A 14,388-nucleotide genomic window follows, 5' to 3' on the forward strand; every position below is an offset into this window, starting at 1 on the left:
CTCAGTCGTAGCGGATGCGCGGATCGACCAGCGCAAGCAGGATGTCGGAGAGCAGCATGCCGACCAGCGTCAGCGTGCACATCAGCAGCAGGAAGGCGCCGGCGAGGTACATGTCCTGGCTCAGCAGCGCCTGAAGCAGCAGCGGGCCGGCGGTCGGCAGCGACATCACGACCGCGACGATCGTGGCGCCCGAGATCAGCTGCGGCAGCATCCACCCGATGGTGGAGACCAGTGGGTTGATCGCCAGCCGCACCGGATACTTCACGAGAAGCCGCAGTTCCGACAGGCCCTTGGCGCGCGCCGTCACGACATAGGGCCGGTGCAGTTCGTCCAGCATATTGGCGCGCATCACCCGCACCAGCCCCGCCGTCCCGTTCACCGCCAGGATGACCACCGGCACCCAGAGATGCTGCAGCAGATCCACGAACTTTGCCCAGGACCAGGACGCGGTCTGGTACTGCTCGCTGAAAAGGCCGCCGACTTCCTGCCCGAACTGCACGACCGCGACGTACATCAGCACCAGCGCGAGCAGGAAGGACGGGATGGCCAGGCCGAGGAAGGCGACGAAGGTGAACACGTAATCCACTACGCTGTACTGCCGCACGGCCGAGAGCACGCCGATCGGCAGCGCCAACGCCCAGGTCAGCAACAGCGTGGAGGAGGTCAGCGCCAGCGTCAGCCCCATGCGTTCCCAGATCAGGCCGGACACCGGCTGCTGCCATTCGAAGGACAGGCCGAAATCCCCGCGCAGCAGGATGCCTGTCACCCATTTCCAGTACTGCACGATGAAGGGCTGATCGAGGCCGAAGCGCTCGCGCAGTTCCATCGCGGTGCGCTGGTCCACAATCTCGTTGGAGGCCGCAAGCGTCGCGATATAGGTCGTGACGTAGTCGCCCGGCGGCAGCTGGATCAGGAAGAAGGCAAGGAAGCTCACCGCCACCAGAGACGGGATCATCCAGAGCAGGCGGCGGACGATGAAACCCAGCATGCTTGGTGGGCGAGGGCTTGCGCCCCCGCCCTGTTCCGCGTCAGGACGTGAAGAAGAACTGCTGCGGCAGCGACGGGCCGGGGTGCGGCCAGGACCAGCTGTAGGGCATCTGCCGCGGCACGCCGCGCAGGCGGTTCTGCGCGACGCCGAACAGGTTCGGCGCCAGGTTCACGCCGATGCACTCGTACTGGTCGGCGGCAATGTCGAAAACCTGCTTCATCAGCTCCCCTTGCCGGCGCGTGTCGGGCGTGGACCGCGCGGCGTCATAGAGCCGCATGCGCTCCTTCTGATGATCCGGCGGCTCCTGCCCGTCCCGGCCGCCGGAGGCGTACCACATCGCCCAGGGGATGGCGTAGCGCGTGCCCTGGGTGTGCTGGGCGAAGAAGTCGCGGGGATCGAGCATCGGCTCCAGCCCGCCCGGCCCTGGCCAGACCGCGACGTCGTGGTCGTTGTTGTCTCCCCGCGTGTAGTACAGCGACCGGTCGATCGTGTTGATCTTCACGTCGATCCCGATCTCCGCCCAGTGGCGCTTGATCAGCTCCAGCGCGTCGTTGTTGTCGGGATAGAGCGCGGTGATGACGTCGATCGAGAAGAAGACGCGCTGTCCGTCCGGCCGCAGCCGGAAGCGCTGCGCGTCGCGCCGGTTGTAGCCGATACGATCGAGAATCGCGTTCGCCTCGCGCGTGTTGTGGTCGGTGAACTGGCGCGCGAGCTTCTCGTGGTACCAGGGATGGCTCGGGCGCGGTCCCCACTGCCACGGCTCGGACTGGCCGAGATACACGATCTCCACGATCTCCGCCCGGTTGATGCCGAGCGAGAGGGCGCGGCGGAAATCCTTGTTCGCGAACATCTCCCGCATCTTCGGGTCCTTGTGGGTGATGTTCGGGTAGATCGTCATAGAGTTCGAGCCGGCGTTCACCGTGTCGAACATACGGTAGTTGCCGCGCTGCATGTTCTGCGCGACGACCGGCTTGTTCGCGATGACGTCGATATGCCGCTCCTGGATGTCGAGACGGCCGCCGATGACGTCGAGCATCATGCTCTCGACATCCTGGTAGACCTGGAAGTTCAGGCGATCGACATAGGGCAGCTGCCGTCCCTGGTCGTCCACTTGCCAGAAGAAGGGGTTGCGCCGCATCGTCACGCGCGTGGCGCCGCCCTGGTAGGGCTCCTCGATCATCCAGGGATCGAGCGTCGGCTTGTCCGCATTGCCCCAGCGGGACGGGATCTCGATGTCGCCGCAGCGCTGGCGGAACAGCTGCGCCCAGTCCGAGACATTGGCCTGGCGCAGCGTGGCCGCCAGGTTCGCGTTGTACTTCGGGTGGAACTGGCTGCAGTAATGCCGCGGGAACAGCGTGGGATGCTGGCCGAGCGGCGTCGCCATGATCTGCAGGAACAGGCCGTACGGCCCGTCGAAGGTGAACTTCACCGCGGTGTCGCTGACCTTCTCGCAGACCACCGGCTTCCCATTGATCACCCAGAGACTGGGTGGCGAGCGGTAGAGCTCGTTGTTCAGCACGCAGTCATTGATGGAGAACAGGACGTCGTCGGCCGTGAAGGGCTGGCCGTCGGACCAGCGCATGCCCGGGCGCAGGTGGAAGACGAACTCCTTCGAATCCGCGCTGACGTCCCACCGCATCGCGACGCTCGGCAGGACGTCCGTGAATTCCAGGTTCCAGCGCGTCAGGCCCTGGTTGCCGATCAGCCGCAGTATGCCGTTGTGGTCGGACCCGCCGCGCAGGCCGCGGCGGATCGTGCCGCCGTAGCGCCCGTTCGGTTCATTCGGCGTCACGACCAGGGGCGCGGAGCCGATGCGCTGTTCCAGCGGCGGCAGGCGGCCGGCCTGGACGGCGGCGGCGATGTCGGGGGCTTCCTTCGCCGCGGCCTGGGCGAAGACCGGCATGGGGGCCAGCGACGCCGCGGCCAGACCCGCCGTGCCCTGCAGCAGGGCGCGACGCCCCAAATTCCCGTCCTTCATGGCCGTTGCCTCCTCGAACCCGATGTTTCCCGGGAGAGTGCAGGCTGGCACGCCGACCCGGAGGGCGGCAAGGTTCCGCATTCTGGAACGGTGATGAAAGTCGCGACATGCTGCTCGGAACCCAGCTCCAGGCCCGGGACGACGACGACTACCGCGTGTGGGCGCAGCTCGGCGTCACGCATCTCTGCGCCGACCCGCCGGGCAACCCGCATCGCTGGGGCCTCGAGGACCTCGAGCGCCTCCGCGATCACGTCGCGCGGTTCGGGCTGACGCTAGACATGGTGCAGCTGCCCCTGTCGTCCCGCACGATAGAGCAGCAGCACAGCCCACATATCCTGACGGCGAAGGAGCCGGAGCGCGAGCGCGAGCTCGATTCCATCTGCGCCCTGATCGAGCGCATCGCCCGCGCCGGCATCCCCGCCGCCAAGTACAACCTCAACATCATCGGCATCCCCCGCACGCCGGACGAACCCGGCCGAGGCGGATCGCGCAATGCCGCCTTCCGCTGGGAGAAGACGGACCAGGCCGCCCCACCCGGCATCGCCGGCGTCGTTGAGGCGGAGGAGAATTGGGCGCGGATCGAGCACTTCCTCGCGCGGGTCGTACCGGTGGCCGAAGCCAACCGCGTGCGGCTCGCCTGCCACCCGCACGACCCCTACACCCCGCCGGGCTATCGCGGCGTGACGCGCGTGCTGGGCACGGTCGAGGGTCTGAAGCGCTTCGTGACCACGCAGGAAAGCCCCTATCACGGGCTGAACTTCTGCCAGGGCACGATCGGCGAGATGCTGGAGAACCCGGCCGAGGAGATCTTCGACGCTATCCGCTGGTTCGGCGAGCGCGGCAAGATCTTTAACGTCCACTTCCGCAACATCCGCGGCAGGCGCCTGTCCTTCATGGAGACCTTCCCCGAGGAAGGCGACATGGACATGGTGCGGTCGCTGAAGCTCTACCGCGAGCTCGGTTATCCCTACATGCTGATGCCCGACCACGTTCCGCATATCAGCGGCCGCGATCCCCAGGGCATCGCCTTCGCCTTCTGCTACGGCTACATCCGCGCCCTGATCCAGGCAACGGCATGATGCGGCCCCCTCCCCCGCTTACGGGGGCTCGCGGCGCTGCCGCGAGGCCGCAGTGGCCGGCTTCAGCCGGCTGCACGTAGGCTGGATGGGATGGAGGGGATGACGCTAAGGATACCCCCATCCCCCATCCGGCTTGCGCGGCATCTTCCGCTCCCAATGCACGTAGCGGTCGGTAGCCAGGTAATCCTCGTCCACCTCCACGCCCCAGCCCGGGCGATCCGGCCGCGGCAGCAGGTGCCCGTCCACCGGCAGGTACGGGTCCTTCACATAGGTCCCGACATCGTCGCGCCCGTCATCCGCGCCGGGCGGCAGGCGGTATTCCAGGATGCGGAAGTTTGGCGCGGCGAGACACAGGTGCAGGTTCACTGCCGTCGCCAGCGGCCCCATCGGGTTGTGCGGCGCAAGCGTGACGTAATGCGCCTCCGCCAGCGTCCAGATCCGCCGCATCTCGCCGACGCCGCCGACAACGCAGACATCGGGCTGGATGATGTCGGCGCCGCGCGCGTTCAGAAGCGCCAGGAACTCATAGCGGCTGTACAGGGATTCACCGGTGGCCAGCGGGCAGCGGATCTGCGACTTGATCTCGGCCCAGGCCGGGATGTGCTCCGGACGGATCGGCTCCTCAAAGAAGAGCGGGTCGAAGGGCGCGAGCGCATTGCCCAGTGCGACGGCCTGCCAGGGCTCGAAGATCTTGGCGTGGGCGTCGAAGGCGAATTCATAGTGCACCGGCATCACCTCGCGCAGGCCGCGGAAATAGTCATGAGCGGCGCGCGTCACCTCGCCCCAGCGATGCGCGTGCAGGTCCAGGCGATAGGGGCTGAGCTTGAAGGCGGTCAGGCCGTAGCGCTCGTTCAGCGCGGCGACGCGGTCCTTCGCCATCGCCGGATCGTGCGCGGTGTAAATGCCCTGGTAGACCCGCACGCGGTCGCGCATCGCCCCGCCCAGCAGCGCGTAGACCGGCACGCGAAGCGCCTTGGCAGCGATGTCCCACAGGCACTGGTCGATCGCCGAGATCGCCGCGAGTCCCAGCGCCCCTGGCGGGAAGCGCGCCTGCTGCACGAGCTTGAGCGTGAGGTACTCGACGCGCCGGGGATCCTCGCCAGCGATCATGCCGGCGAGGTAGTCCAGCAGCGGTGGCAAGGCACGGTCGGGGCCGTGGTTGTAGCACTCGCCCCAGCCCGTGATGCCATCATCGGTGTCGACGGCGACGATCACCCGCGGCCGCTCGCCGTCCCGGCTCATGAAGCTGCGCAGGCGTTCGATCCGCATGGCTTGCCTCAACCGGTGCCCGAACGCGGCGTGCGTGCCTCGCCGCAGAGCGTCGCGCTCCCGGTGAGTCTCCGCGTTCCCATGCCCCATCCTAGACGAAGGCTGCGCGGCAAGGCGAGACGCCGCTAGTCCGGCCTTGCGCCGCTGCTCCGCACCGCCTCGGCCCAGCGCGCCCGCTCGGAGGCCAGGAAGGCGTCCAGCGAGCGGCCGCCGAGATCAACGGGCTGTGCGCTGCGCGCCCGCATCAAGGTCGCGTAGGGGTCCGATGCCGTGACCTCGGCCAGCACGGCGCTCAACCGCGCGACTGCCGGCGCCGGCGTGCCGGCCGGGACAAAGACGCCGAACCAGTTCGGCACATCCAGGCCGGGATAGCCGAGCTCCACCAGGCTCGGCACGTCCGGCAGATCGGGCGCACGATCCTTCGTGGCGACGGCGACGATGCCCGCCTGGCCGCCCTGGTGCAGCGGCAGCGCGGTGGTCAGGGCGTCGACGAGCATCGCGACCTGGCCGCCCGCCAGGTCGGTCAGCGCGGGCGGGCTGCCACGATAGGGAACGTGGACCATGCGCAGTCCGGCCGCGCTCGCGAACAGCTCGGCCGTCAGGTGGGTCAGCGATCCGCTTCCCGAAGACGCGAAAGGCACCTCGCCCGGCTTGGCCCGCGCCGCGGCGACCAGCGCGTCCAGCGTCGGCGCCGGCAGGGCGCGCGGGCTGACCAGCATCACGTTGGCCTGGGCGCCGAGCAGCCCGATGCAGGTGAAGTCGGAATCCGGATCGTAGTTGAGCCGGCCATAGAGCGGCTTCGCGATGCCCATCACCGCCGGCCCGACAGCGAGCATGCTGTAGCCATCGGCCGGCGACTTCGCCACGGCCTCCGAGCCTACGTTGCCCCCGGCGCCGGCGCGGTACTCGATTACCACGGGCTGGCCGAGCACGCGCGACATGCCCTCCGCCGCCGCGCGCGCCAGGATGTCGGTGATGCCGCCCGGCGCGAAGGGCACGACCATCCGCAGCGGCCGCGTCGGGAAGGCAGGGGTCTGCGCGAGGGCCGGCGCGGCCATGGCGGCGCCGGCGAGGATCAGCGTGCGGCGGGTGGCGGTCATCGCGATCTCCTGACGCAGGCGAGTGTGATGCCGTCCGCGCAGCGCGTCCATGCCGCGATCCGCGGCTTGCGCGGGCTTCGCGACGCGCGGAGACTGCGCCTGCTACGGATGGAGGCGGGAATGCGTCGGGGATGCCTGCTGCTCGGTCTGGCGGTGGCCCTGGGTTGGGCGCCGGCCTCGGCGCAGACACTGGCCGTGGCGCTTGCCTCCAACCCGACCTCGGTGGATCCGCATTTCCACAATCTCGTGCCGAACAACGCGATTGCCGCGCATGTCTTCGACAAGCTGGTGCACCAGGACGAACGGCAGCAGCTGATCCCAGGCCTTGCGGAGTCTTGGCGCGCGGTGTCGGAGACAGAGTGGGAATTCCGCCTGCGCCCTGGCGTCACCTTCCACGACGGCGCGCCGCTGGAAGCCGAGGACGTGGCCGCCAGCCTGCGCCGCGTCCCCACCGTGCCGAACAGCCCCGGCCCCTTCACGCAGTTCACCCGCGGCATCGCGGAGGTCGAGGTGGTGGACGCCCGCACGCTGCGCATCCGCACGCGCGGTCCGCAGCCTCTGCTGCCGACGGACCTCTCCGTCATCAACATCATCCCCCGCCGGCTCGAGAGCGCGACGACGGCGGACTTCAACGCCGGCCGGGCCATGGTCGGCAGCGGCCCCTTCCGCTTCGACAGTTTCACGCCGGGGGAGCGTGTCGTGGTCACGCGCAACGAAGGCTATTGGGGCGGCGCGCCGCCATGGCAGCGCGCCACGCTGCGGATCGTGCCGAACGACTCCGCCCGAGTCGCCGCGCTGCTCGCCGGCGACGTGGACGCGATCGAGGCGGCGCCGATCACCCAGCTCGAGCAGCTGCGCCGGCGCAACGAAATCAAGCTGTGGCGCATCACCTCCAATCGCGTGATGTTCATCAGCTTCGACACGTTCCGCGAGGTCACGCCGCACGCCACCGCGCGCAACAGGCAGCCCCTGCCGTCCAACCCGCTGCGCGACGTCCGCGTCCGCCAAGCCCTCTCCCTCGCGATCAATCGCCAGCTGATCACGGAGCGCCTGATGGAGAACGAGGCGATTCCCGCGGGCGGGCTTCTCGCCGACGGCTTCTTCGGCGCAAACCCGCGCCTGACCCCGCCGGCCTTCGACCCGGACCAGGCCCGCCGCCTGCTGCGGGAAGCCGGCTATCCCGACGGCTTCCGCCTGACCGTGCACGGCCCCAACGACCGCTTCCCGAATGACGACAAGATCCTTCAGGCCGTGGCCCAGATGCTGACCCGCATCGGCATCGAGACCCGAGCCGAGGCCATGCCCTTCAACCTCATCCTCTCCCAGGGCGGGCCGCCGCAGCACGCCTTCTCGGCGATGCTGCTGGGCTGGGGCAGCAACACTGGCGAGGCGTCGTCGCCCCTGCGCGCGCTGGTTGCGACGGTGGACCGCGACCGGGGCCTCGGCGTCGGCAACCGCGGCCGCTATTCCAACCCGGCGATCGACGCCGTGATCATCCGCGCGCTCGGCACGGTGGACGATCCCGCGCGCAGCGCGCTGCTGCAGCAGGCCAGCGAGATGGCGATGCAGGACCAGGCCCTGGTGCCCATTCTCTATCAGGTCAACATCTGGGCGACGCGCGGCAGCATCGCCTACACAGCGCGCGCCGACGAATGGACGCTGGCGCGCTTCTTCACGCCCGCCAACTGAACGGAGAGCTCACCGCATGACCCAGGACGCCTGGCGGCTGCCCGCGATGGAACTCGCCGCCCGCTTCCGCAGCGGCGCGCTGACGCCGAGCGAGGCGCTGCGCAGCGTGCTCGACCGCATCGCCGCGGCGAACGCCGAGGTCAACGCCTTCGCGACGCTCGACGCCGCGGGGGCGGAGAAGCAGGCCGCCGCCGCCGATGCGCGCTTCGCCGCGGGCACCCCGCTTGGGCCCCTGGACGGCGTAGCGGTCTCGATCAAGGACAACATCACGGTGGCTGGCCTGCGCTGCGCCTGGGGCAGCGAGCTATACCTGGACTACGTGCCGGAGCAGGACGAGACGCCGGTCGCGCGGCTGCGCGCGGGCGGCGCCGTGGTCCTCGGAAAGACCAACGTGTCGGAATTCACCCTCGGCCGCGGCAACGTGGACACCAAGTCCTTCGGGACGACGCGCAACCCCTGGAACACGGCTCTGACGCCGGGCGCGTCCACCGGCGGCGGCGCGGCGGCAGTCGCATCGGGCTTCGGTCCCGTGACGCTCGGGACGGACGGCGGCGGCTCGATCCGTCGGCCCGCCTCCCATTGCGGCCTGGTCGGGCTGAAGCCGAGCACCGGCCGCGTCGCCCGCCGCAACGGCCTGCCCGTCATCCTGGACGACGCCGAGGTGATCGGACCGATTGCGCGCACGGTGGACGACCTCGCGACCACGCTTTCCATCATCCAGGGCCCGCTTGACGAGGACCGGCTGTCCATCGGGGTCCCCGGCCCGCATGAGGAGCCGCCGCCGCGCAAGCTGAAGATCCTCTACGTGCCGCGCTTCCTGCAGTACCAGGTGGAGGAGCCCGTCGCGGCCTCCTGTGCGGCCGCGGCGCGCAAGCTGGCGGCGCTCGGCCACGACGTGACCGAAGGCACGATGCCCGTTGATCTCGAGCTCTTCGAGAGGAACTGGCCGACGATCACCGCCGCCGGCCTCGGCTGGCTGCTGCGCGGCAAGGAATGGCGCGGCAGGATCGGTGCGATCTACGAGGAGATGATGGAGAAGGCAGCGACGCTGACCGCGGCCGACTACATCGAGGCGCTGAACGGCTTCCGCGAGGTTCAGGCCCAGTTCGCCCGCGCCTTCCGGCACTGCGACGTGATCGTGACGCCGAGCGCCGGCGCCCTGCCCTGGGACGCCACGAAGTTCGGCCCGCCCCATCACCGCGCCTTCACCGGCATCGTGAATGCCGGCGGGCTGCCCGGGATGAACGTGCCCTGCGATCCCGCGCCGAATGGGCTGCCGATCGGGATCCAGCTCATCGGCGGCTTCGGCCAGGACTGGCTGCTGGTGGCACTCGCGCGCCAGTACGAGGCTGTGCATCCCTGGGCGGATCGCTGGCCCCCGATCTGATCGATCGTGATCTCCTGCCGGTGGGATGCGTCGGGCCGCGCCGCGGCAGGACAGCGATCGGTTGTCCTTCGCGACGCGTAGGCGAATACTCCGTCTCCGGAGAGGACGCCGATGAATCAGGAAGACCGGATCCCCGACATCCCCTTGCCGCGCCGCCCGAAGCTCGCCTGGCCGGATGGCGCGCGCGTCGCGCTCTGGGTCGTGCCCAATGTCGAGCACTACGAATACCTGCCGTCGGTGGGCGCGAGACGCGATCCCTGGCCGCGCACGCCGCATCCCGACATCCAGGGCTACGGCACGCGCGACTTCGGCAACCGCGTCGGCTTCTGGCGGATGGCGGAGATGCTGGACCGGCTGAAGATCAAGGCGACGCTCAGCCTCGGCGTCGCGGCCTTCGAGCACTACCCCGAGGTGATGAAAGCGTCGCTCGACCGCGGCTGGGACGTGCTGTGCCACGGGATCTACAACACGCGCTACCTCTGGGACATGCCAGAGGAGGAGGAACGCGCCTTGATCGCGGATTGCGTGGACAGCTACGCGCGGCTGACGGAGGGCGGCCGCATGGCTGGCTGGCTGAGCCCAGCGCTGTCGCACACCTTGAACACGCCGGACCTCGTGGCGGAGGCCGGCTTCACCTATTTCTGCGACTTCGTGCATGACGAGCAGCCCTGGCCCATCCGCACGCGCGGCGGCCATCGCCTGATTTCGCTGCCCTACACCGTGGACCTGAACGACGCGGTGACAAACCGCGCGGGCCTGGAGGCGCCGGATTTCGCGCGCATGATGCGCGACCAGTTCGCGCGGCTCTACGACGACGGCCGCACGAACGGGCGCGTGATGTGCGTCGCGGTGCATCCCTACAACATGGGCCAGGCGCATCGCGCGCGGTACCTGGAGGAAGCGCTGGCCTGGATTCTCTCGCATGAGGCGGTCTGGCCCGCCACCGGCGCGGAGATCGCGCAGTGGTATCTGGATCACCACCATCCCAGTGTGATCGAGGCGCTGTCCGCCGACGGGAAGTGGTGATGCCGGGCGAACGCAAGCCGGGCATGGACCATGCCCACTACCCCTACCGCCCGCTGCCGGCGCGCCCGGCTCTCCGCTGGCCGAACGGCGAGGGCCTCGCCTTCGCGCCCGTCATCCACCTCGAGCACTGGGAACTGCTGCCGCAGCCCGGCACGAAGCGTGTCGCCGGCGCCCAGGGGCCCTGGGGCAGCTTCGCGCCGGACTGGCGCACCTTCACCTATCGCGACTACGGCAATCGCATCGGCATCTGGCGCGTGCTGGAAGCGCTGGAAGCCCGCGGACTGCGCGCCACCATCGCGCTCGGCGCCGCCGCCGCGGCGCGCCACCCCGAGCTCGTCGCGGCCTGCGTCGCGCGCGGGCACGATTTCGCCGCGCATCCCTCCCACGCCACGCGCATCCATGCGTCCCACATGACGGAGGCCGAGGAACGCGCCGCCATCGCCGCGGCGATCGGGGCTGTGCAGACCGCGACCGGCACGCGCCCGAAAGGCTGGATCGCGCAGGACTTCTCGGAGTCCTACCGCACGCCGCAACTCGTCGCTGAGGCCGGGCTGCAATGGCTGGCGGACTGGCCCAACGACGAGCAGCCCTATGCGCTGAACAGCAGCCCCCGCATCGTCTCCGTACCCGTCGCCGTCGAGCTCGACGATGCGCAGATGCTCTGGTCGAAGCTGATCCCGAGTTGGGAATGGCCGCCGCTCGTTGCCGAGGCCGCGTCGCGCCTGACCGCCGATGCCGCGGACGGTGCCGGTCGGTGTTTGCTGCTCGGCCTGCACCCCTGGCTGGTCGGGCAGCCCCACCGCATCCGGTACCTCGAGGAAGCGCTGGATAGCGTACTGGCCGCGAAGCCCTGGTGCACGACGGTGGACGGGATCGCCGAGGCGGCCGCGCCGCAGCTCAGGTAAGATTGAGGCGCGGGATCAGCGTGCGGTAGAGGTCGCGGTCTCTCCCGATCTCGCGCGCGAAGGCATCGGGCGGCAGGAAGGCCGCGTTGACCTGCGAGCGCACGGCGAAGGTCTGGAAGTCCACATGGCCGACGCCCTCGCGCACCGCGTCCACCCAGCCGGTGGTCAGCGCGGGCGGCAGCCCCTTCGGCGCGAAGAAGCCGATGTCCACGGATTGCACGAGGTCCAGCCCCGACTCCCTCAGCGTCGGCACCTCGGGCGCGAAGGCGCTGCGCTCCGCGCCGAACTGCGCGATCGCACGCAGGCGGCCATCGCGCACCGCGGGCATGATGGCGACAGGCAGGCCGATGACGAAATCGGCATGGCCGCCGAACACCGCCGTCATCGCCGGCGCAAGCCCCTGGAAGGGCGCATGCAGGATCTTTACCCCCGCGACCTCGGCCATTGCCTCGCCGGCCAGGTGCACCGCGGTGCCGGCGCCGGAACTCGCGAAGACCGCCTTCTCTGGGTTCGCGCGGGCATAGGCGACGAACTCCGCGAAGTTGCGATAGGGCGCATCGGCCCGGGCGGCCATCACATGCGTGTTGTTCGTCACGCGGGCCAGCGGTACCAGATCGTCGAAGCCATAGGCCGCATTGGGCAGCAATGGCAGGATGGTCAGCACCGCCGCCGCGGCATAGAGCATCGTCATGCCATCGGGATGCGCCGTCGCCACCGCTCGTCCGCCGATCGCGCCGCCGGCACCGGGGCGGTTGTCCACGATCACCGGCCGCCCGAAGCGGGCGCTCAGCGCCGGCGCCAGGGCGCGCACCTCGCGGTCCGTCACGCCGGGCGCATAGGGCACCAGCACCGTCGCGGTGCCGTCGAGCAGCTGCGCCCGTGCCTGCTGCGCCGCCAGCGCCGCCGCCACCGCGCCCAGCACCTCGCGCCGACCGAACCGCATCCCGTCCTCCAGCTTTCCAGTCCCGGCCGGAATGCTAGGGTTCGCGGCCAGGATCGAAAAGAGGAGCGCCGCCATGCCTGAGGGCAACGCCACGACGCGCAAGACGACGCGGCTGCGGCAGCTTCTGGCGGGCGAGGAGGTAGTGGTCTCCCCCGGTGTCTATGACGGCTACTCGGTCCGCCTGGCGGAGCGCGCGGGCTTCCGGACGGCCTCCACCAGCGGTGCGGGCGTCGCCAACGCCAGGCTCGGCGTGCAGGACACCGGGCTGATGTCCTTGCACGAGAATGTCGAGGCCTGCCGCGCCATGGCGGCCGCCGTTTCCATTCCGCTGATGGCCGATGCCGACACCGGCTATGGCAATGCCGTGACGGTCTTCCAGGTCGTGCGCCTGTTCGAGGATGCCGGCGTCGTCGGCATCAACATCGAGGACCAGGAATTCCCCAAGCGCTGCGGCCACATGAAGGGGAAGGAGCTGATCCATCCCATGGAGATGGCCAGGAAGATCGAGGCGGCCGTGAAGGGCCGCCGCGACGGCGACTTCATCATCAACGCCCGCACCGACGCCATCGCCGTCGAGGGGATCGAGGGCGCGGTGAAGCGCGCGAAGATCTACGCCGAGGCTGGCGCCGACATGCTGTTCCCCGACGCCGTGCGCGGCGAGGACGACATCGAGCGCCTGGTGGATGCGATCCCGATCCCTGTTTCCATCAACATCGGCTTCGGCATCCGAAGCCGCCCGACGACGCCGCTCATTCCCGTGAAGCGCCTGCAGCAGCTCGGCGTGAAGCGCGTCAGCGTGCCTCGGATGCTGCCGGCAGCGGCGATCAAGGCGATGACGGAATCGCTGCGGCTGCTGCGCCATAGCGTCGAAACCGGCGAGGTCGTGGACCGGCCGGACCTGCTGGCCTCGATCGACGACATCAAGCAGCTCATGGACTACGAGACACTCGAGCGGCTGGAGGACGAGCTGCTGCTTCCCGAACAGCTCTTCCGCAAGTACCAAGCGGAGAAGGCAAGGATCTGAGGAGGACGACCATGCCCGACGTCTCTCGTCGTACCCTGCTTGCGGCTTCCGGTGCGCTGGTGCCCGTGGCGGCCCGCGCGCAGGTCTTCCCCGACCGGCCCGTTCGCATGCTGGTGGGCTTCCCGCCGGGCGGCGTCACGGACATCGTCGGCCGTGTCGTCGCGGAGGGCATGTCCCGCAGCCTCGGCCAGCCTGTGGTGGTGGAGAATCGGCCCGGAGCCGCGGGCAACATCGCCTCCCAGGCCGTGGCGCGGGCAGCGCCGGATGGCTACACGCTGCTGCTGACCACCAATGCCAGCCACGGTGCGAACCCCGCTCTCTATGCCAATCCTGGCTACGACGCGGTGCGCGACTTCTCGCCGATCGCGTTGCTGGCGACGGTGACGAACGTGCTGGTCGTGCATCCCTCCGTGCCCGTGCGCACCGTGCAGGAACTGGTCGCGCTGTCCCGGGCGCAGCCCGGCACGATGAACTTCGCCTCGGCCTCCACCGGCGCGGCCGGGCACCTGGTCGGCGAGATGTTCAAGTCGCGCACCGGCGCCGACATCACCCATGTCCCTTATCGCGGCGCGGCGCCGGCGCAGGCCGACGTCACCGCGGGCCGGGTGCAGATGATGTTCGGCACGCTGCAGACCGTGCTGGAGCCCGTACGCACGGGCCAGCTCCGCGCGCTGGCTGTCACCTCGCGGGAGCGCATCCCGGAGATGCCGGATGTGCCGACGCTGGCGGAGGCGGTCATTCCCGGCTTCTCCGCCGACGCCTGGTTCGCGCTGATGGGCCCTGCGCGGATGCCGGAGCCCATCGTCGGCCGGCTCTACGACGCCGTCCGCGCCGCGCTGTCGGACGCGACGCTGAAGGAGAGGCTCACGTCACAAGGGGTCGTGATCGACGTCGCCGGCCCCGCCGAGCTCGGCCGCTTCGTGGAAGCCGAGCTGACGAAGTGGGGCGAGGCCGTGCGCGTCTCCGGCGCCAAGGCCGACTAGCTCAACCCGGCCCGAAA

At 69.6% G+C, this 14,388-nt stretch carries 12 protein-coding genes; 7 read left to right on the forward strand and 5 right to left on the reverse strand.

What is annotated here, in order from left to right:
- Nucleotide 1: 1 nt before the first annotated feature.
- Together ACLF3M_RS04605 and ACLF3M_RS04610 are read right to left on the reverse strand one after the other, a co-directional pair.
- The gene (locus ACLF3M_RS04605) at nucleotides 2–988 is read right to left on the reverse strand and encodes an ABC transporter permease (protein WP_430655679.1); all 987 of its coding nucleotides are present in this window, start codon (nucleotides 986–988) and stop codon (nucleotides 2–4) included.
- A 40-nt stretch (nucleotides 989–1,028) separates the two neighbouring features.
- A complete protein-coding gene (locus ACLF3M_RS04610) occupies nucleotides 1,029–2,966 on the reverse strand; it encodes an ABC transporter substrate-binding protein (protein ID WP_430655680.1) in 1,938 nt (645 codons plus the stop codon).
- A gap of 107 nt (nucleotides 2,967–3,073) precedes the next feature.
- On the opposite strand from ACLF3M_RS04610, the gene ACLF3M_RS04615 reads away from it, so the two are divergent.
- Complete coding sequence (locus ACLF3M_RS04615; protein ID WP_430655681.1) at nucleotides 3,074–4,045, forward strand: mannonate dehydratase; 972 nt, start codon at nucleotides 3,074–3,076, stop codon at nucleotides 4,043–4,045.
- Between the two features lie 105 nt (nucleotides 4,046–4,150).
- Here ACLF3M_RS04615 and ACLF3M_RS04620 read toward each other — a convergent pair whose 3' ends face one another.
- Both ACLF3M_RS04620 and ACLF3M_RS04625 read right to left on the reverse strand, forming a co-directional pair.
- On the reverse strand, nucleotides 4,151–5,314 hold the full coding sequence (locus ACLF3M_RS04620) for a mandelate racemase/muconate lactonizing enzyme family protein (protein WP_430655682.1): 1,164 nt from the start codon (nucleotides 5,312–5,314) through the stop codon (nucleotides 4,151–4,153).
- A 125-nt stretch (nucleotides 5,315–5,439) separates the two neighbouring features.
- On the reverse strand, nucleotides 5,440–6,414 hold the full coding sequence (locus tag ACLF3M_RS04625; protein WP_430655683.1) for a Bug family tripartite tricarboxylate transporter substrate binding protein: 975 nt from the start codon (nucleotides 6,412–6,414) through the stop codon (nucleotides 5,440–5,442).
- A 120-nt stretch (nucleotides 6,415–6,534) separates the two neighbouring features.
- Here ACLF3M_RS04625 and ACLF3M_RS04630 point away from each other — a divergent pair, with 120 nt between their 5' ends.
- The 4 genes from ACLF3M_RS04630 (at nucleotide 6,535) to ACLF3M_RS04645 (ending at nucleotide 11,421) form a co-directional block, all read left to right on the forward strand.
- Nucleotides 6,535–8,103 carry an ABC transporter substrate-binding protein gene (locus ACLF3M_RS04630; protein ID WP_430655684.1) on the forward strand — a complete coding sequence of 523 codons (1,569 nt, stop codon included), beginning with the start codon at nucleotides 6,535–6,537 and terminating at the stop codon, nucleotides 8,101–8,103.
- A gap of 16 nt (nucleotides 8,104–8,119) precedes the next feature.
- Nucleotides 8,120–9,490, forward strand: a complete 1,371-nt coding sequence (locus ACLF3M_RS04635; protein ID WP_430655685.1) for an amidase — start codon at nucleotides 8,120–8,122, stop codon at nucleotides 9,488–9,490.
- Nucleotides 9,491–9,601: 111 nt separating this feature from the next.
- A complete protein-coding gene (locus ACLF3M_RS04640) occupies nucleotides 9,602–10,516 on the forward strand; it encodes a polysaccharide deacetylase family protein (RefSeq protein WP_430655686.1) in 915 nt (304 codons plus the stop codon).
- Nucleotides 10,516–11,421, forward strand: coding sequence for a polysaccharide deacetylase family protein (locus ACLF3M_RS04645; protein ID WP_430655687.1), 906 nt, complete (start codon nucleotides 10,516–10,518; stop codon nucleotides 11,419–11,421). Before ACLF3M_RS04640 ends, ACLF3M_RS04645 begins: the two co-directional genes overlap by 1 nt.
- Here the strand turns inward: ACLF3M_RS04645 and ACLF3M_RS04650 are convergent.
- On the reverse strand, nucleotides 11,414–12,364 hold the full coding sequence (locus ACLF3M_RS04650) for a tripartite tricarboxylate transporter substrate binding protein (protein ID WP_430655688.1): 951 nt from the start codon (nucleotides 12,362–12,364) through the stop codon (nucleotides 11,414–11,416). The two genes, ACLF3M_RS04645 and ACLF3M_RS04650, sit on opposite strands and share 8 nt — an antisense overlap.
- 73 nt (nucleotides 12,365–12,437) lie before the next feature.
- Here ACLF3M_RS04650 and ACLF3M_RS04655 point away from each other — a divergent pair, with 73 nt between their 5' ends.
- Nucleotides 12,438–13,388 carry an isocitrate lyase/PEP mutase family protein gene (locus ACLF3M_RS04655; protein ID WP_430655689.1) on the forward strand — a complete coding sequence of 317 codons (951 nt, stop codon included), beginning with the start codon at nucleotides 12,438–12,440 and terminating at the stop codon, nucleotides 13,386–13,388.
- 11 nt (nucleotides 13,389–13,399) lie between these two features.
- On the forward strand, nucleotides 13,400–14,371 hold the full coding sequence (locus ACLF3M_RS04660) for a Bug family tripartite tricarboxylate transporter substrate binding protein (RefSeq protein ID WP_430655690.1): 972 nt from the start codon (nucleotides 13,400–13,402) through the stop codon (nucleotides 14,369–14,371).
- Nucleotides 14,372–14,388: the final 17 nt, after the last annotated feature.

Origin of the sequence: Falsiroseomonas sp. HW251 (assembly GCF_050563545.1) — a bacterium.
Classification (GTDB): Bacteria; Pseudomonadota; Alphaproteobacteria; order Acetobacterales; family Acetobacteraceae; genus Falsiroseomonas.